Raw genomic sequence first — 15,608 nt, 5'->3', positions numbered from 1 at the left:
TCACCTCGGGCGTGTAGCTCAGTGGTAGAGCACTGTGTTGACATCGCAGGGGTCGCAAGTTCAATCCTTGCCACGCCCACCATAAAACCCGCCAAGTCGCATGACCTGGCGGGTTTTTTGCGCTTAGGGTCGGGCGGTCGATCGAGGGCGCGTCAGTTCTGCGCGCGCCCCCATTGCTCACGCTCGGCGAAGACGCGGGCAACTTCGGTCATGTTCTCCGAACCCCAGGCGCATAACGGCGCGAGCGCGTCCGACAGGCTGCGGCCGAGCGGCGTCAGCGTATAATCGACGCGCGGCGGCACCTCCTTGTAATCGGTCCGGCTGACGATGCCGTCCGCCTCCAGTTCCTTTAGGTGCTGGATCAGCATCTTGTCGCTGACCCCGCGCACCGCGCGGCGCAATTCGCCGTAGCGATTGGGCCCTTGCGCCAGAAAATAGACGATCAGCGGTTTCCACTTGCCCGAGATGACCCGCAGCGTGGCGTCGAGCCCGCAGGTAAAGGTGGGCGGCGGTGCGATGTTCATGGCCATCAGCGATACTTACCAAAAGGTGCATACTTGTCCGCAGGTTTGCACCGCGCCAGCTTACGCGGCTCCACGTACAGGAGACACGACATGGACCGGTTGGCAGGCAAGACGGCGATCATCACGGGTGGCGGCAGCGGCATCGGGCTCGCCTCCGCGAAACGCTTCATCGCGGAAGGCGCATTCGTTTACATCTTCGGGCGGCGGCAGGACGTGCTCGACGGCGCGCTCGCCACGCTGGGCGATCAGGCGCGTGCGGTGCGCGGATCGGTCGACGACCTTGGTGACCTCGACCGGCTGTACGCGACCGTCCAGGCCGAGCGCGGCACGCTCGACATCGTGATGGCGAATGCGGGTACGGGGTCGTTCGCGCCGCTGGGGCAGATCACGTCCGAACAATATGACCAGACGTTCGACGTGAACGTGAAGGGATTGCTGTTCACCGTGCAACAGGCGCTGCCGCTGATGCAGGCGGGCGGATCGATCATCCTGACGGGATCGACCACCGGCGTCATGGGTACGCCGCAATTCAGCATCTACAGCGCGAGCAAGGCAGCGGTTCGCAACCTCGCGCGCAGTTGGGCGCAGGACCTGCGCGGCACCGGCATCCGCGTCAACGTGCTGTCGCCCGGGCCGACGCGCACCGATCTGGCGCTGAGCGTGGTCGGCGAGGCGGCGTTCGAGGAGATGGGCGCGACGACCCCTGCCGGGCGGCTGGGCGAACCGGCGGAAACCGCCGCGGCTGCCGCGTTCCTGGCCTCCGCCGACAGCAGCTTCATGACCGGCAGCGAGATGTTCGTCGACGGCGGCATGGCGCAGATCTGATCAGAGCGCGGTAAAGGGTCGGCGGTGCTCGCCGACCCCGCCTGGCGCTCGTCGTGCCGGAGGGCGGGGAATGGTGCGGTGGACACGGTACCATTCGCCGCCGCAGCGGACGGGTTCGTGCCTGATCCCCGCCGTCCGCACTGACGTGTCTTGGCCCGTAAGCTGCGTTGGTGGATCGGTGCGTTCGGCGACGTGTATCGCCGTAAGGTGGGCGAAGTGCTTTCCCATAGTGCCGACCACGACGGAATAGCTGACTAGGCCGGAGCCCGACGCGCATGGCGACGGCAGATCGGAAACGACTGCGGCGCCGATCGATGCAGACCCAATTCTCGGTCGCCCCGACGACAGGTGCCCTACATACCGCGATCGTGCCAAAACGATCGCGTCGCTTGGGTCCTCGGCGGCTTTTTCTTGACTTTGCATCCCCGATCATGAAGCGCGCAGGCTCAGGCAGAACGGTCGCGAGCACCGCGCCGGACACCAATCGGACAATTGCATGAGCTTCGCCGACCTCGGCCTCTCCGACGAACTACTCCGCGCGGTGGGCGACACCGGCTATACCGAGCCGACGCCGATCCAGGCGTCCGCCATTCCCTCCGTCCTGATGATGCGCGACATGGTCGCGATCGCGCAGACGGGCACGGGCAAGACCGCGTCGTTCGTGCTGCCGATGATCGACATCCTGGCGCACGGCCGCAGCCGCGCGCGGATGCCGCGCAGTTTGATCCTCGAGCCGACGCGCGAACTGGCCGCGCAGGTCGCCGAGAATTTCGAGCAATATGGCAAGTACCACAAGCTCTCGATGGCGCTGTTGATCGGCGGCGTGCAGATGGGCGACCAGGTCAAGGCGCTGGAAAAGGGCGTCGACGTGCTGATCGCGACGCCGGGGCGGTTGATGGACCTGTTCGGGCGCGGCAAGATTCTGCTGACCGGCTGCTCGATGCTGGTGATCGACGAGGCCGACCGGATGCTCGACATGGGATTCATCCCCGACATCGAGGAAATCTGCACCAAGCTGCCGGCACAGCGCCAGACGTTGCTGTTCTCGGCCACGATGCCCGCGCCGATCAAGAAGCTGGCCGACCGCTTCCTGACCAACCCCAAGACGATCCAGGTCGCGCGCCCCGCCACGACCAACACCAACATCACGCAATATGTCGTACCAGTGAAGGGCCAGGGGTTCGAGAAGCGCAAGGTCGTGCGGCAGTTGCTTCGCGGCGAGGACGTGCGCACCGCGATCATCTTCTGCAACCGCAAGACGACCGTGCGCGAGCTCAACAAGAGCCTGAAGGAGCACGGCTTCGCCAGCGGCGAGATCCACGGCGACATGGATCAATCGGCGCGCATCGCCGAGCTGGAGCGGTTCAAGAGCGGCGATGTCAACATCCTGGTCGCCTCTGATGTCGCGGCGCGCGGGCTAGACGTGAAGGGTGTGAGCCACGTCATCAACTTCGATGCGCCGTGGCACCCGGACGATTACGTTCACCGTATCGGCCGCACGGGCCGCGCGGGCGCGACGGGGATCGCGTTCACCTTCGTCGGGCCGGACGATGCCGAGAACATTCAGAACATCGAGAAGCTGACGGGCGAGAAGATCAAGACGCTCGACACGCTGCCCGGCGAGCCCGAAGAGGATCGTCCCGCACGCGAGCCGCGCCGCGAGCGTGGTCGCGGCGACCGCCGCCCGCGTACCGAGCAGTCGGCGGAGCGCGAGGTCGAGGCACCGGCCGAGCCGCAAGCGGCAACACCGGTCACCGCTGCGCCGACGCCGGCCGCAAACCGTGCCGCGCCGCGCGACGAGCGGCAGGAGCGACGCCGCGATACGCGCGGAGGTTGGGACGATCAGCGGCGCGGGTCTGCGCGACACGATCGCGACGACGGTCCCGATGAGGGCTGGAACGGCCCGATCCCCGACTTCCTCAAGGTCACGCTGACGACCTGATCCGCCCAGCCCCGGCAACACGGGGCCGGTACGCGGCAATCAACCGAAACTGCGCAGGTCGTGGCGCTGTGATCCAGCGGCGCAACGGCGTGGTGCTCCGCCGTCACGCAGTCTGATCAACTGTTCGGTCGTTCGCGGGCGTGCTGATCGGCCATCCCCTGCCTCAAGCCGATCCAGCCCCTCCCCTACTCGCCAAGTGCGCCCCAACCCGCACGCCGCGCGTTCGCTGGAACCGTTGCGACAGCGTGACGGTTGGGTGCCCTTAATGAAGGTCGATCACGCCGCTGCGTCGATCGGCTCAGCGACGGGCAGGAACACGGGGCGATGATGAACGGGCGGCGTATCGAGAACGGCGGGTTGGTGCTGTTCGTGTTCCTGATTACGCTGCTGCTCGGCGCGGTGGTGTCGACGTTCGCGGTGGCGCTGCTGTGGAGCGTGCTGGCCGCGATCCTGTTCCAGCCCCTCTACCAGCGCATTCACGCGCGTTTTCCGGAGCGCTCCAACACCGCCGCGCTGCTCACGCTTTTGGTCGTCACGGTAGCGGTGGTGCTGCCCGCGCTGATCATCGGCACGCTGGTGGTCGACCAGGCGAGCGGCGTTTATTCCAAGGTGCGCAGCGGGCAGATCAACTTCGCCGCTTATTTCCAGCAGGTCCACGACGCGCTGCCTGATCGCTTGCAGCAACTCGCCGACAAGGCCGGGCTCGACAGCTTCGAGCGCACGCAGGCGCGCTTCTCCAACGCGGTCGGCAGCCGCGTCAGCGGCATCGCGAGCCGGGCCTTGTCGATCGGCACCGATGCCTTTGCCGCGCTGCTGGGCTTCGGCGTCGCGCTGTACGTGACGTTCTTCCTGCTGCGCGACGGCACGCGGCTCGGGCGCGCGGTGTGCAACGCCATCCCGCTCGAGCATGACGCGACGACGCGGCTGGTCGACCGCTTCATCGCGGTGACGCGCGCGACGATCAAGGGATCGGTGATCGTCGGCTTGGTGCAGGGCGCATTGGGTGCGATCACCTTCGCGATCGTTGGCCTGCCCGCCGCGCTGCTGTGGGGATTGCTGATGGCGGTGGCGTCGCTGCTGCCCGCGATCGGCCCGGCGATCATCTGGGCGCCCGTCGCGATCTACCTGCTCGCCACCAGCGCGATCTGGCAGGCCGCCGTGGTGATCGTGTCGGGCGTGCTGGTGATCGGCAGCGCCGACAACGTGCTGCGCCCGATCCTGGTCGGTCGCGACACCGGTATCCCCGACTGGGTCGTGCTGGTCACCACCCTGGGCGGGATCGAGCTGGTCGGCCTGAGCGGGATCGTCGTCGGACCCGTGGTGGCCGCGCTGTTCATCACCGCATGGCAGATCCTGACCGAGCAGCGCGCGGCGACCGGGTCGGCCGATGCGCGGGTTGAGGATCAGGCAGATGGAGCATCTGGCGAGGTGGCGAGGCGCAGCTGAGCTGCTATCGGCGAGCGCGATGACCGACGACCCGCCCTCCCCCTGCACCCTGGTGTGCACGATCGACCGCCCGAGCGGCCTGTGCCTGGGTTGTCAGCGCACGCTCGACGAGATCGCGGGCTGGTCCCAGGCGAGTGTTGACGAGAAACACGCCATCCTCGCGCGCGTCGCGAGCCGTCGCGCCACGCTCACTTCTGCGCCGCCGCGATAAGCGCGTCGTCGATCTCCCGCGCGCGTACCCAGGCGGGACGATCGCGCAGCCGGTCGAGATAACGCGCGAACGCCTCGCGCTTGTCGAGCATTCCAAACTGCGTGAAGAAGTCGATCGAGCTTCCGACATAGACGTCGGCGGCGGTGAAGCGCGGCCCGGCGATGTAGTCATTCGCCGATACCGCGCCCTCAAGCACATCGATGGCGCGCGCGAGACTGCCATAGCCAATCATCGCCTCCTTCTCCGGCGGCACGGCGACGCCCAGATGGGTGTCCATCATCGCCGCCTCGACCGGGCCGGCAGTGAAGAACATCCAGCGGTAATAAGACGCGCGCTCCTCGGGACGCGGTGCGAGACCCGCGTCGGGGAAAGTATCGGCGAGATAGGCACAGATCGCCGCCGTCTCGCTGACCACCGCGCCGTCGTGAACGATCGTCGGCACCTTGCCGAGCGGATTGGCGGCGAGGAATTCAGGCAGCGGCGCACCCCATTGCGTCACCACCGCCTCGTACGGCACGCCGACCTCCTCCAGCATCCAGCGAACGATCCGCCCGCGCGACATCGGATTGGTGAAGAAGGTCAGCATCATCGACTCCCCGTTCGGAACATCAGGAGAACATGGATACACTCACGCGTCAAGATAGCGGTGCAGGAACGCGATCGTGCGCGACCAGGCAAGGTCCGCCGCCGCCTTGTCGTATCGCTGCGCCGAGGTGTCGTTGTTGAACGCGTGGTCGACGCCCGGATAGGTGTAGGCTTCGACTGGCTTGCCCGCGGCCTTGAGCGCCGCCACCCACGGCTCACCGGTCTGCGCGACACGCGTGTCCTTGCCGGCATAATGGAGCAACAGCGGCGTGGCGACCTTAGCCGCCTCTGCCGGATCAGGCGCCGGCCCGTAATAAGCGACCCCCGCGCTCAGCCGGTCGCCGGCCGCAATCGCGACGCGGTTGACCAGCGCCCCGCCCCAGCAGAAGCCGATCACCCCGACGCGCGTCGGCGGCGTGCCCGCGCCGGCGAAATGACGCACCGCGCCCGCCGCCTCGGCGACGATCGTGTCGAGATTGGCCGCACCGATCATGGCGCGTGCCTGGTCCTCGTCGGCCGGCGTGCCGCCCGCATCGGACAGGAAGTCGGGCGCAACCGCGAAGAAGCCGGCGAGCGCGACGCGGCGCGCGACATCCTGGATGTGCGGCGTCAGCCCGCGATTCTCGTGGAACACCAGCACGGTCGCGCGCGGGCGCTGGCCGCGCGGCGTCGCGACATAGCCCTTGATCGGCTTGCCACCCGCGACCGGCACGCGCGCGTCGGGAAAGGTCTTCAACCGTTTATCGTCGACCGCGACGACCGCGGCGGCGGCGGGTGACGCCGCGAGGCCGCCGATCAGCATCTCCGCGGCCAGCGCGCTGCCGGTCAGCAGCGTCATCTCGCGCAGCAGCGTGCGGCGGTCGTGATGCTCGTGCGTGAAACGGTCGTAGATCGCGACGGCACGGTCGCGGATATCCTCGGTCATCTTCGTCTCCCTCGCCTTGGATCGGGAGACTAACCGCGCTCAGCCGATTGCCAAGCCACGCCGAGCGAGGATCACGCCTTCTCCAGCGTGCATTGCAGAGGGTGCTGGTGCTGACGCGCAAAATCCATCACCTGACTGACCTTGGTTTCCGCGACTTCGTAGGAGAAGACGCCGCAGACCCCGACGCCCTTCTGATGAACGTGGAGCATCACGCGCGTCGCTTCCTCGGCATTCATGCGGAAGAATCGTTGCAGGCACAGCACGACAAATTCCATCGGCGTGTAATCGTCGTTGAGCATCAGCACGCGGTACGGCGTCGGCTTCTTGGTCTTGGCGCGCGTACGCGTCGCGATGCCAACGCCGGTACCGTCACCGTCGCTGTCATCGCCGCGACGCTCCGCCATCTGAAGCGGCAGATCAGGAAATTGCTGGTTGGACATCACGCGCACGCCGCAAAATATGGCAACAGACCGTCCGAGGGCAAGGGCCGCCGACACGAAAAGGGCGGCCGTGCATGTCGCCCGGCCGCCCTCCAAGAGACTTGATCGTCAGATCAGGCGACGGCGCGCACCTTCTCGGCGGCGAGCGCGACGCGGTTCTGGATCGGCTGCGCGATCTCGCCGACCAGCTTCAGCGTCGCTTCGGTCGAGCGCGAGGTCTCGGCAACCAGCGCGTCCATCGAATCGCGCAGGTAATCGCCCTGCAGCTTGAAGAAGTCGGTCGGGGTGCGGACCTCGGCCATCGACTTGAACGTGGCGATGGTCGCCTCGAACGACTGCTTGGCAAAGGCGGCGCGCGCCTGCGCCATCGCCTCGACGCCCTTCACCGCGACGCGGGTCGACTCAACCATCGCCTCGACGTTGCCTTGACCAAAAGCGGTGATTTCCTCGAACGTCTGCTTGCCCTTCGACATCGCGTCCTGCGCGTTTGCCTGCATCGTCTCAGCGGTGTTCTGCATCGTGTCGGTCATGATATGGTCCTCTTGGCTGTCGGGTGCCGTCGTTGCGGCGGTCGTAGGTTCGGGATCAGAGTGCGGCGCAGCGTCGGATGCCGGCTCGGCTGCTGCCGTCTCGACCTGCACCGTGTCAGCGCTAGGAGCCGCATTGATCGGCAAATGCGCGACGTCCTCGATGATCTCGGTCAGCGGCTTGTCGGCAGTGGCCTGCGCATCGGGCATGAACGGGACGGCGACAGGTGCGCGCTTCGACGTGCGGGCAGCCCGCGGTTTGGCGGTCACATCGGCCACAAACGCTTCCTCATCCATTCTTGCTGCATTGCACAATAATAGTTCTTGTGCGTCGCTACAAGCATTTTTGTGCAGTGCAGCAAGATCGATCAGCGCTGGCGAACGTAGCGTCCCGGCGCGGGCTCGATCGCGGGCAAGGCACCCTCGCCCGGCACCCTCGCACCGGTCGCTTCCACGGTGCCGTCGCCGTGTCCACGCAGCCACTCGCTCCAGTCGGGCCACCAGCTTCCCTTGGTCTCCTTTGCCGCCGCCACGAAGTCGACGAGCGTCTCGCACGGTGCGCCGCCCTCGGTGTCCGCGGTCCAATATTGGTACTTCTTCGCTGCCGGCGGATTGACTACGCCCGCGATATGCCCCGAGCCCGCGAGCACGAAGCGAACCGGGCCGCGGAAGTGCCGCGTCAACGCCCACACGCTCTCCGCCGGGGCGATATGGTCCTCGCGCCCTGCCTGGACATAAGCAGGCGTCTCGACGCGGGTGAGGTCGAGCGGCGTGCCGTTCACCGACATGCGACCCGGTTCGACCAACAAATTGTCGCGGTACAGATCGGTCAGGTAGCTCTGGTGCCAACCGCTAGGCAGGTTGGTGACGTCGCCGTTCCAGTGCAGCAGGTCGAAGGCGGGATAGTCTTTCCCCAGCAGATAATTGTTGGTGACGTAGTTCCAGATCAGGTCGCGCCCGCGCAGCAGGTTGAACGTCGCCGCCATGTAGCGCCCGTCAAGGAAACCGTCAGGCGACAGCGAGCGGATCAGCCCGAGCTGCTCGTCGGTGACGAAATGCTTGAGCTCGCCCGCGTCGGAGAAATCGACTTGGGCGGTGAAGAAGGTCGCGCTCCTGACCTTGGCCGCCTCGCCATGCGCTGACAAATAGGCGAGCGTCGCAGCGAGGGTGGTGCCCGCGACGCAGTAACCGATCGCGTGGACGTCCGGCACGCCCAGCAGATCGCGAACCGTGTCGATCGCGTCGATCTGCGCGGACACGTAATCGTCCCAGGTCACGTCGGCCATACTCGCGTCGGCGGATTTCCACGACACCATGAACACGCTGACGCCCTGCGCGACCGCCCAGCGGATGAAGCTCTTCTCCGGCGTCAGGTCGAGGATGTAGAAGCGGTTGATCCACGGCGGAAAGATCACCAGCGGCGTTGCCAGCACCCGCTCGGTCGTCGGCGCATAGTGGATCAGTTCGTAGAGCGGCGTGCGCTTCACCACTTGGCCGGGCGTGACGGCCAAGTTGCGGCCGAGCTCGAACGCGGTCGCGTCGGTGTGCGTCAACTGCCCCTTGCCCAGATCGACGACGAGGTTCTGCATGCCTTTGACCAGATTCTGGCCGTTGGTTTCCAGCACCTCCTGCATCACCTGTGGGTTGGTGAAAGGAAAGTTCGACGGGCTCATCGCGTCGACGAAGCCGCGGGCGGCGAAGCGCAGCTGCGCGCGCTGTGCCTCGTCCACCCCGTCGAGCGCGTCGACACCGCGCAGCAGGTGGTCGGACAGCAGCGCATAGCTCTGCCGAATCCAGTCGAATGCGGGATTGCTGCGCCACGCCTCGTCGGCGAAGCGCTTGTCCTTCTCCGGGGGGCGCTCGGTTGCGGGAGCGGGCGTCATGAAGCGTTCCCACAGCCCGAGCTGGTCGCGCCAGAAATCGGCCACCTGGCGCGCCGCCTGCCTTTGCGCGACACCGGGCAGCGCGTTCCCCGCCTCCACCATCGCCGATTGCGCCTGCGTCATCAGCGCGGTCCACTGCTCGACCGCGGCGGCGGCGGGCGACTTGGGCGCGTCACCACCGTTCGTGCTGCTGGTTCGATCGGCCACCGGCATCTCTCCTGTATTCGCGCTGCCCCACGGCTTTATCTTTGCCGCGGTGAAGCAGAACCGCCATTAGTATCTAGCGGCGATCACCTTTATAGGAAACGCACGAGAGGGAGCATGATGTCCGACGAATTCTACCGCATGAAGCGTCTGCCACCGTACGTGATCGCGGAAGTGAACGCGATGCGGGCCGCGGCGCGCGCGGGCGGCGAGGACATCATCGACCTCGGCATGGGCAACCCCGACCTGCCCCCGCCCGACCACGTCATCGACAAATTGGTCGAGGTGGCGAAGAAGCCCGACGCGCACGGCTATTCCGCATCAAAGGGCATTCCCGGCCTGCGCCGCGCGCAGGCGAATTACTATGGTCGTCGCTTCGGGGTCGAGGTCGATCCCGAGACCGAGGTCGTCGTGACGATGGGCTCGAAGGAAGGGCTCGCCAGCCTCGCCACCGCGATCACCGCGCCGGGCGACGTGGTGCTGGCGCCCAATCCGTCCTACCCGATCCACACCTTCGGCTTCATCATCGCGGGCGCGACGATCCGCGCGGTGCCGACGACGCCCGACGACGCCTATTTCGAGAGCCTCGAGCGCGCGATGAACTTCACCGTGCCGCGCCCGAGCGTGCTGGTGGTGAACTACCCGTCGAACCCGACCGCTGAGGCGGTCGACCTCGCCTTCTACGAGCGGCTGGTCGCCTGGGCGCGCGACAACGGCGTGTGGATCATCTCCGACCTCGCCTATTCCGAGCTGTATTTCGACGGCAAGCCGACGCCATCGATCCTTCAGGTCAAGGGCGCGAAGGACATCGCGATCGAGTTCACCTCGCTCAGCAAGACCTATTCGATGGCGGGTTGGCGGATCGGGTTCGCGGTCGGTAACAAGACGCTGATCGCGGCGATGACGCGGGTGAAATCCTATCTCGATTACGGCGCGTTCACGCCGATCCAGGCGGCGGCGTGCGCGGCGTTGAACGGCCCGCAGGACATCGTGGAGAAGAACCGGCAACTCTACCACAAGCGCCGCGACGTGATGGTGGAAAGCTTCGCGCGTGCCGGCTGGGACATTCCGGCACCGCCCGCCAGCATGTTCGCCTGGGCGCCGCTGCCGCCCGCGCTCGCGCATCTCGGCAGCCTCGAATTCTCGAAGCAGCTCCTCACCCACGCGCATGTCGCGGTCGCCCCCGGCGTCGGCTACGGCGAGAATGGCGAGGGTTTCGTGCGGATCGCGATGGTCGAGAACGAGCAGCGGCTGCGCCAGGCCGCGCGCAACGTGAAGCGCTACCTGCAGTCGATGGGCGTCAACACGCCCGGCCGCGCCAGCGTTTGACGCGCTCGTTGCACGACGGTGCCGAGCGCGGCCGCGTCGCCACCGCCGAGATCGCTGACGCGGTCGCTGGCACGCTGACGCTCGCCCGCCTGCCGCTCGCACAGTGTTGGTTCGTCGCTAGACGGGAAGCGCCGACATGGCAGCGGCGCCGCTACATCGGCTCGCCGCCGCTCGCGGCTGCGACACGCGCCATCGGCGATCGGTAGGGACGAACGCGATGACGATCACACCGCTCTACTCGCTCGCGGGCGTGTTCGTTGGGATGCTCGTCGGGCTGACCGGCGTCGGTGGCGGGTCGCTGATGACGCCGCTTCTGGTGCTGCTGTTCGGCTTCCACCCGACCACCGCGGTCGGCACCGACCTGCTCTACGCCTCCGCGACCAAGGCGGTCGGCACCACGGTGCACGGCGCGCGCGGGACGGTGGAATGGTCGGTGGTGCGACGGCTGGCGATCGGCAGCGTGCCGGCGACGATCCTGACCTTGCTGGTGCTCAGCCGTACCGCGCGCACCAGCGATCTGAGCGACGTGATCGCGTGGGTGCTCGGCGCCGCGCTGGTCGCGACCGCGGTGGCGCTGTTCTTCCGCGCGCGGATCGTCGCCAGGCTCGCGCCGCGCTTTTCCGCGATGTCGCCGCGGCGATTGCGGGGGCTGACGATCCTGCTCGGCATCGTCCTGGGCGTGATGGTCTCGCTCACCTCGGTCGGCGCGGGCGCGCTCGGCATGACCGCGCTGCTGATCCTCTACCCCCACCTGCCGGTTAACCGGCTGGTCGGGTCAGACATCGCGCACGCGGTGCCGCTGACGCTGATCGCCGGCATCGGCCATTGGTGGATCGGCTCGGTTGACGTGAGCCTGCTCGTCTCGCTGCTGCTCGGCTCGATCCCCGGCATCATCGTCGGCAGCCTGGTCGCGACACGCGTGTCCGACCGCGTGCTGACTCCGGTCCTCGCCGCCACGCTCGCGATCGTCGGCGTGCGGCTGCTGTTCTAAAGGAATCCCATGTCCCGCCCCGGCTTCGCCTTCTCCACCCGCTTCAAGGTGCGTTACGCCGAGATCGACGGGCAGAAGATCGTCTTCAACTCGCGCTACCTCGAATATGCCGACGTGGCGGTGACCGAGTTCTGGGCGTGGACTGGGATCGCCGAGGCGCTGGGCGACGAATGGCGCCACACCGAGTTCAACGTCCGCCGCGCCGAGCTCGATTACCTATCCTCGTTCCGTTTGGGCGACGAGGTGCAGGCGTTCGTACGGATCGAGCGGCTCGGCACCACCAGCATCACCAAACGATTCGAGCTGGTGAACCCCGCCACCGGCACCTTGTGCTGCGCGATCACGATGGTGAGCGTCAACGTCGACCTGGCGAGTGGACGCCCGGTGCCGCTATCGCCTGCGATCCGCGCGCATCTGGAGCAACTGCCGAGCGCCTAGTCGCCGCACGTCGCGGCATGCTCGACATCGCCCGGCAGCGCCCAATGCAGGTCGCCCTTGCCGAGCGTGCGACCGTCGTGGCTAAGCACTGCGACCTGCTGGATCGGACGGCCATCGCGCACGTCGACCAGAATCGGGAACGCCGGGCTACCCGTCTCCCACCGCTCGCCCCATTGCCGGAGTGCCACCATCGCCGGCAGCAGCGCGAACCCCTTGTCGGTCAGATTGTAGACGACCTTGCGCCGGTCCTCCGGCACGCTGGCGCGTTCCATTAACCCATGCTCGACGAAGCGTGCCAATCGACTGGCGAGGATGTTGCGCGCGATGCCGAGCTCCCCTTGCAGCTCCTCGAAATGGTGCAAGCCGTTGAACGCCGCGCGCAGGATCAGGAACGCCCAACGGTCACCCATCAGCTCCAGCGCCGCGGGCAGCGAGCATTCGGCAAGATTTTCACGCACTTGACCCATCACACATCCTCTTCGCGCGCGAACCTAGCGCAACGCACAGACGCGCCGAAACGCTTTCGTATCAGCGCAAAGTAAGTTGCGATTCGCTACTCGCACATGCGAGTTTCCTCTTGCAACTGAACAGCCACCGATCTAGGTAGCTTTTCGCAACCATTCTCCACGGAGCCTCCCCATGATCCGTCGTCTCGCTTCCTCGCTGATCGCTACCGCTGCCATCATCGCAGCCACGGGCGTGCAGGCCCAGGCGCCGGGCGGCTACTATGTCGCTACCCCGCTGGCGAAGGTCGAGAAGACGCGGCTGATCACGCGCTCGACCTTGTGGTCGCAGCAGAACGGCGCCTTCGTCGCCGCGCGCGCGCCCGAGCGTGACACGGTGCTGTGCCAACTCGTCGCGCGCAACGTCGGCGGGCTCGCCTCATTCAGCGCCGGCGGCAAGGCGTATGACGCCGCCCAGCTCGACAAGTGCAACGGCAAGGCCGGCGTGCCGACGCAGAGCGTCGCCGCCAACTGATCCTTCCCTTCCCCAGATCGCGGCCAGATTAGCCGCGAGTTCGTGAGCCCCGGTCGCAACTCCCGCGACCGGGGCTCTTTTTTGTTCGCTCGATCAGACCGGTCGAAGCAATTGTGTTGCAAAGCAGCAGCCAATCACCCCATCCTAGCGACGTGCTCAGACAGTACGAATTGGTCGACCGGGTGCTCGACTACGACCCCGACGCCGACGAGGCGATGCTCAACCGCGCCTATGTCTTCTCGGTCAACGCGCACGGGACGCAGAAACGCGCCAACGGCGACCCGTATTTCAGCCATCCGATCGAGGTGGCCGGCATCCTGACCGAGCTCCACCTCGACGACGAGACGATCGCCACCGCGATCCTGCACGACACGGTCGAGGATACGGTCGCGACGCCCGAGGAGATCGAGCGCATCTTCGGCGGCAACGTCGCGCGGCTGGTCGACGGGGTGACCAAGCTGTCGAAGATCGAGGCGCAGACCGAGAGCGAGCGCGCGGCGGAAAATTTGCGCAAGTTCCTGCTCGCGATGTCGGGCGACATTCGCGTGCTGCTGGTGAAGCTCGCCGACCGGCTCCACAACATGCGCACGCTGCACTTCATCGCCAAGCCCGAGAAGCGCCGCCGCATCGCCAAGGAGACGATGGACATCTACGCCCCGCTCGCCGAGCGGATCGGCATGTACGAGTTCATGAAGGAGATGCAGACGCTCGCCTTCCAGCAGCTCGAACCCGAGGCGTACGAATCGATCACCAAACGGCTCGCGCTGTTGAATGAAGGCGGCGGCGACCGGATCGCCAAGATCGGCTCGGGACTGAAGCTGCTGCTCGCGCGCAAGGGGATCGAGGGTGAGGTGACCGGGCGCGAGAAGCACCCGTACAGCATCTGGCGCAAGATGCAGGAGCGCCACATCAGCTTCGAGCAGCTGTCCGACATCATGGCGTTCCGCGTTATCGTGCCGACGATCGAGGATTGTTACCGCGCGCTCGGCATCATTCACGGGCGCTGGCCGATGGTGCCGGGGCGCTTCAAGGACTTCATCTCAACGCCCAAGCGCAACGGCTATCGCTCGCTCCACACCAGCGTGATCCACGCCGAGAACCGCCGCATCGAGATCCAGATCCGCACGGAGGAGATGCACGCCGAGGCCGAATATGGCCTCGCCGCGCATTGGGCGTACAAGCAGGAGGGTGATCACGCCGCTCCGGCCGGCCCGGACAATCGCCCGAGCTGGATCGCCGATCTGGTCGAGATCCTCGACAATGCCGAAACGCCCGAGGAATTGCTCGAGCACACGCGCATGGCGATGTACCAGGATCGCATTTTCGCCTTCACGCCCAAGGGTGAGCTGATCCAGCTACCCAAGGGCGCGACCCCGATCGACTTCGCTTATGCGGTCCACACCGATTTGGGCGACCAGGCGGTTGGCGCGAAGATCAACGGCCGCGTCGTTCCCTTGCGCACCGCGATCGAGAACGGCGATCAGGTGCAGGTCCTGCGCAGCAAGGCGCAGGAGCCGCAGGCGAACTGGCTGTCGTTCGCAATCACCGGCAAGGCGCTGGCCGCGATCCGCCGCCACCTGCGTTCCGCCGAGCGCGAGCAGTCGATCGCGCTCGGGCGCAAGCTGTACGACGACATCGTCTTCCGCCTGCCTGCCGTCCTCGCCGCCGACGCGCTGACCCACGCGCTGCCGCGGCTCAAGATGCCGGACGAGGCCGCGCTGATGCAGGCGATCGCGCGCAAAACGCTGACCGACGCGCAGGTGATGGAAGCGCTAATGCCCGGTTCCGCCGGGTTCGACATCGCGCACGCGCCGCAATCGGGCGCGATCTCGATCGAGGGACTGGCGCCCGGCGTCGCCTATGAACTCGGCACTTGTTGTCACCCGGTGCCGGGCGACCGCATCGTCGGCCTGAGGCGCCCGGACGCGTCGATCGAGGTGCACGCGATCGACTGCCCGACGCTCGCCGAGCTGGCCGATCGCAGCAACGAGGAAACCGACTGGATCGACGTCAAATGGGGCAACAAGACCGAGGGCGCGACCGCGCGCATCTCGGTGGAAGTGCGCAACGAACCCGGTGCGCTGGGCGCGCTCGCAACCGTGATCGGTCAGCACAAGGCGAACATCATCAACATCCGGCTCGACAACCGCGACACGCAATTCCACACCAACACGATCGACGTCGAGGTGCACGATGCGCATCAGTTGATGCGCCTGCTCGCCGCGTTGCGCGCCGCCGACATGGTGAACGCCGCCGAACGGGTGTGAGCGGGTTATCCGATCGCCCCGCTTTGCTTCGTCACCCCGGACTTGATCCGGAGTCCCGCTACTGTCCAGCGGATCGATAGAAGCGGAGTCTCG

At 66.5% G+C, this 15,608-nt stretch carries 17 protein-coding genes and 1 tRNA gene; 11 read left to right on the top strand and 7 right to left on the bottom strand.

Annotated elements, in window-relative coordinates; translation table 11 throughout:
- The first annotated feature begins 7 nt into the window (after positions 1-7).
- Positions 8-82 (top strand) — tRNA-Val (locus HRV97_RS05880).
- 70 nt (positions 83-152) lie between these two features.
- Here HRV97_RS05880 and HRV97_RS05875 read toward each other — a convergent pair.
- Positions 153-530 (bottom strand): winged helix-turn-helix transcriptional regulator, encoded by a 378-nt coding sequence (locus HRV97_RS05875; RefSeq protein ID WP_246248575.1) that lies wholly within the window; start codon positions 528-530, stop codon positions 153-155.
- A gap of 84 nt (positions 531-614) precedes the next feature.
- On the opposite strand from HRV97_RS05875, the gene HRV97_RS05870 reads away from it, so the two are divergent.
- The 4 genes from HRV97_RS05870 (at position 615) to HRV97_RS05855 (ending at position 4,948) form a co-directional block, all read left to right on the top strand.
- Complete coding sequence (locus HRV97_RS05870) at positions 615-1,349, top strand: SDR family NAD(P)-dependent oxidoreductase (protein ID WP_174192974.1); 735 nt, start codon at positions 615-617, stop codon at positions 1,347-1,349.
- Positions 1,350-1,845: 496 nt separating this feature from the next.
- Positions 1,846-3,291: a DEAD/DEAH box helicase gene (locus tag HRV97_RS05865; RefSeq protein ID WP_174192973.1), complete on the top strand. Its 1,446-nt coding sequence runs from the start codon at positions 1,846-1,848 to the stop codon at positions 3,289-3,291.
- A 324-nt stretch (positions 3,292-3,615) separates the two neighbouring features.
- Positions 3,616-4,737: an AI-2E family transporter gene (locus tag HRV97_RS05860; protein WP_174192972.1), complete on the top strand. Its 1,122-nt coding sequence runs from the start codon at positions 3,616-3,618 to the stop codon at positions 4,735-4,737.
- Positions 4,738-4,756: 19 nt separating this feature from the next.
- Positions 4,757-4,948, top strand: a complete 192-nt coding sequence (locus tag HRV97_RS05855; RefSeq protein ID WP_174192971.1) for a DUF1289 domain-containing protein — start codon at positions 4,757-4,759, stop codon at positions 4,946-4,948.
- On the opposite strand, the gene HRV97_RS05850 is transcribed toward HRV97_RS05855, so the two are convergent.
- The 5 genes from HRV97_RS05850 to HRV97_RS05830 form a co-directional block, all read right to left on the bottom strand.
- Positions 4,926-5,537, bottom strand: a complete 612-nt coding sequence (locus tag HRV97_RS05850) for a glutathione S-transferase family protein (protein ID WP_174192970.1) — start codon at positions 5,535-5,537, stop codon at positions 4,926-4,928. The two genes, HRV97_RS05855 and HRV97_RS05850, sit on opposite strands and share 23 nt — an antisense overlap.
- Positions 5,538-5,576: 39 nt before the next feature.
- Positions 5,577-6,458, bottom strand: coding sequence for a dienelactone hydrolase family protein (locus HRV97_RS05845; RefSeq protein ID WP_174192969.1), 882 nt, complete (start codon positions 6,456-6,458; stop codon positions 5,577-5,579).
- Positions 6,459-6,529: 71 nt separating this feature from the next.
- The gene (gene clpS, locus HRV97_RS05840; RefSeq protein ID WP_174193768.1) at positions 6,530-6,862 is read right to left on the bottom strand and encodes an ATP-dependent Clp protease adapter ClpS; all 333 of its coding nucleotides are present in this window, start codon (positions 6,860-6,862) and stop codon (positions 6,530-6,532) included.
- A 149-nt stretch (positions 6,863-7,011) separates the two neighbouring features.
- Positions 7,012-7,704, bottom strand: a complete 693-nt coding sequence (locus tag HRV97_RS17760; protein ID WP_174192967.1) for a TIGR01841 family phasin — start codon at positions 7,702-7,704, stop codon at positions 7,012-7,014.
- Positions 7,705-7,793: 89 nt separating this feature from the next.
- Positions 7,794-9,521 carry a PHA/PHB synthase family protein gene (locus tag HRV97_RS05830; RefSeq protein WP_174192965.1) on the bottom strand — a complete coding sequence of 576 codons (1,728 nt, stop codon included), beginning with the start codon at positions 9,519-9,521 and terminating at the stop codon, positions 7,794-7,796.
- A gap of 111 nt (positions 9,522-9,632) precedes the next feature.
- Between HRV97_RS05830 and HRV97_RS05825 the strand changes: the two genes are divergently transcribed.
- The 4 genes from HRV97_RS05825 to HRV97_RS05810 are packed head-to-tail and all read left to right on the top strand — an operon-like array spanning position 9,633 to position 12,270.
- The gene (locus HRV97_RS05825; protein WP_174193767.1) at positions 9,633-10,841 is read left to right on the top strand and encodes an LL-diaminopimelate aminotransferase; all 1,209 of its coding nucleotides are present in this window, start codon (positions 9,633-9,635) and stop codon (positions 10,839-10,841) included.
- Between the two features lie 8 nt (positions 10,842-10,849).
- Positions 10,850-11,047, top strand: a complete 198-nt coding sequence (locus HRV97_RS05820; protein WP_223176644.1) for a hypothetical protein — start codon at positions 10,850-10,852, stop codon at positions 11,045-11,047.
- Positions 11,048-11,058: 11 nt separating this feature from the next.
- Positions 11,059-11,832 carry a sulfite exporter TauE/SafE family protein gene (locus HRV97_RS05815; protein WP_174192961.1) on the top strand — a complete coding sequence of 258 codons (774 nt, stop codon included), beginning with the start codon at positions 11,059-11,061 and terminating at the stop codon, positions 11,830-11,832.
- A gap of 9 nt (positions 11,833-11,841) precedes the next feature.
- On the top strand, positions 11,842-12,270 hold the full coding sequence (locus tag HRV97_RS05810; RefSeq protein WP_174192959.1) for an acyl-CoA thioesterase: 429 nt from the start codon (positions 11,842-11,844) through the stop codon (positions 12,268-12,270).
- Here HRV97_RS05810 and HRV97_RS05805 read toward each other — a convergent pair.
- Positions 12,267-12,737, bottom strand: coding sequence for a winged helix-turn-helix transcriptional regulator (locus HRV97_RS05805; RefSeq protein ID WP_174192957.1), 471 nt, complete (start codon positions 12,735-12,737; stop codon positions 12,267-12,269). The two genes, HRV97_RS05810 and HRV97_RS05805, sit on opposite strands and share 4 nt — an antisense overlap.
- Positions 12,738-12,909: 172 nt before the next feature.
- Between HRV97_RS05805 and HRV97_RS05800 the strand changes: the two genes are divergently transcribed.
- Together HRV97_RS05800 and HRV97_RS05795 are read left to right on the top strand one after the other, a co-directional pair.
- Positions 12,910-13,248, top strand: a complete 339-nt coding sequence (locus tag HRV97_RS05800; protein WP_174192956.1) for a CC_3452 family protein — start codon at positions 12,910-12,912, stop codon at positions 13,246-13,248.
- Positions 13,249-13,400: 152 nt separating this feature from the next.
- On the top strand, positions 13,401-15,515 hold the full coding sequence (locus HRV97_RS05795) for a RelA/SpoT family protein (RefSeq protein ID WP_174192955.1): 2,115 nt from the start codon (positions 13,401-13,403) through the stop codon (positions 15,513-15,515).
- Positions 15,516-15,608: the final 93 nt, after the last annotated feature.

It is taken from the genome of Sphingomonas hominis (genome assembly GCF_013328205.1).
In the GTDB taxonomy this organism is placed as follows: domain Bacteria; phylum Pseudomonadota; class Alphaproteobacteria; order Sphingomonadales; family Sphingomonadaceae; genus Sphingomonas; species Sphingomonas hominis.
This window is presented reverse-complemented; position numbering and strand designations above follow the sequence as displayed.

Bases quoted from the DNA above. Each gene is read 5' to 3' on its own strand.
- HRV97_RS05810 (WP_174192959.1), top strand. From the start codon at position 11,842: ATGTCCCGCCCCGGCTTCGCCTTCTCCACCCGCTTCAAGGTGCGTTAC.
- HRV97_RS05860 (WP_174192972.1), top strand. From the start codon at position 3,616: ATGATGAACGGGCGGCGTATCGAGAACGGCGGGTTGGTGCTGTTCGTG.
- HRV97_RS05830 (WP_174192965.1), bottom strand. From the start codon at position 9,521: ATGCCGGTGGCCGATCGAACCAGCAGCACGAACGGTGGTGACGCGCCC.
- HRV97_RS05805 (WP_174192957.1), bottom strand. From the start codon at position 12,737: ATGGGTCAAGTGCGTGAAAATCTTGCCGAATGCTCGCTGCCCGCGGCG.
- HRV97_RS05865 (WP_174192973.1), top strand. From the start codon at position 1,846: ATGAGCTTCGCCGACCTCGGCCTCTCCGACGAACTACTCCGCGCGGTG.
- HRV97_RS05850 (WP_174192970.1), bottom strand. From the start codon at position 5,537: ATGATGCTGACCTTCTTCACCAATCCGATGTCGCGCGGGCGGATCGTT.
- HRV97_RS05875 (WP_246248575.1), bottom strand. From the start codon at position 530: ATGGCCATGAACATCGCACCGCCGCCCACCTTTACCTGCGGGCTCGAC.
- HRV97_RS05855 (WP_174192971.1), top strand. From the start codon at position 4,757: ATGACCGACGACCCGCCCTCCCCCTGCACCCTGGTGTGCACGATCGAC.
- HRV97_RS05845 (WP_174192969.1), bottom strand. From the start codon at position 6,458: ATGACCGAGGATATCCGCGACCGTGCCGTCGCGATCTACGACCGTTTC.
- HRV97_RS05870 (WP_174192974.1), top strand. From the start codon at position 615: ATGGACCGGTTGGCAGGCAAGACGGCGATCATCACGGGTGGCGGCAGC.
- HRV97_RS05815 (WP_174192961.1), top strand. From the start codon at position 11,059: ATGACGATCACACCGCTCTACTCGCTCGCGGGCGTGTTCGTTGGGATG.
- HRV97_RS05825 (WP_174193767.1), top strand. From the start codon at position 9,633: ATGTCCGACGAATTCTACCGCATGAAGCGTCTGCCACCGTACGTGATC.
- HRV97_RS05800 (WP_174192956.1), top strand. From the start codon at position 12,910: ATGATCCGTCGTCTCGCTTCCTCGCTGATCGCTACCGCTGCCATCATC.
- clpS (WP_174193768.1), bottom strand. From the start codon at position 6,862: ATGGCGGAGCGTCGCGGCGATGACAGCGACGGTGACGGTACCGGCGTT.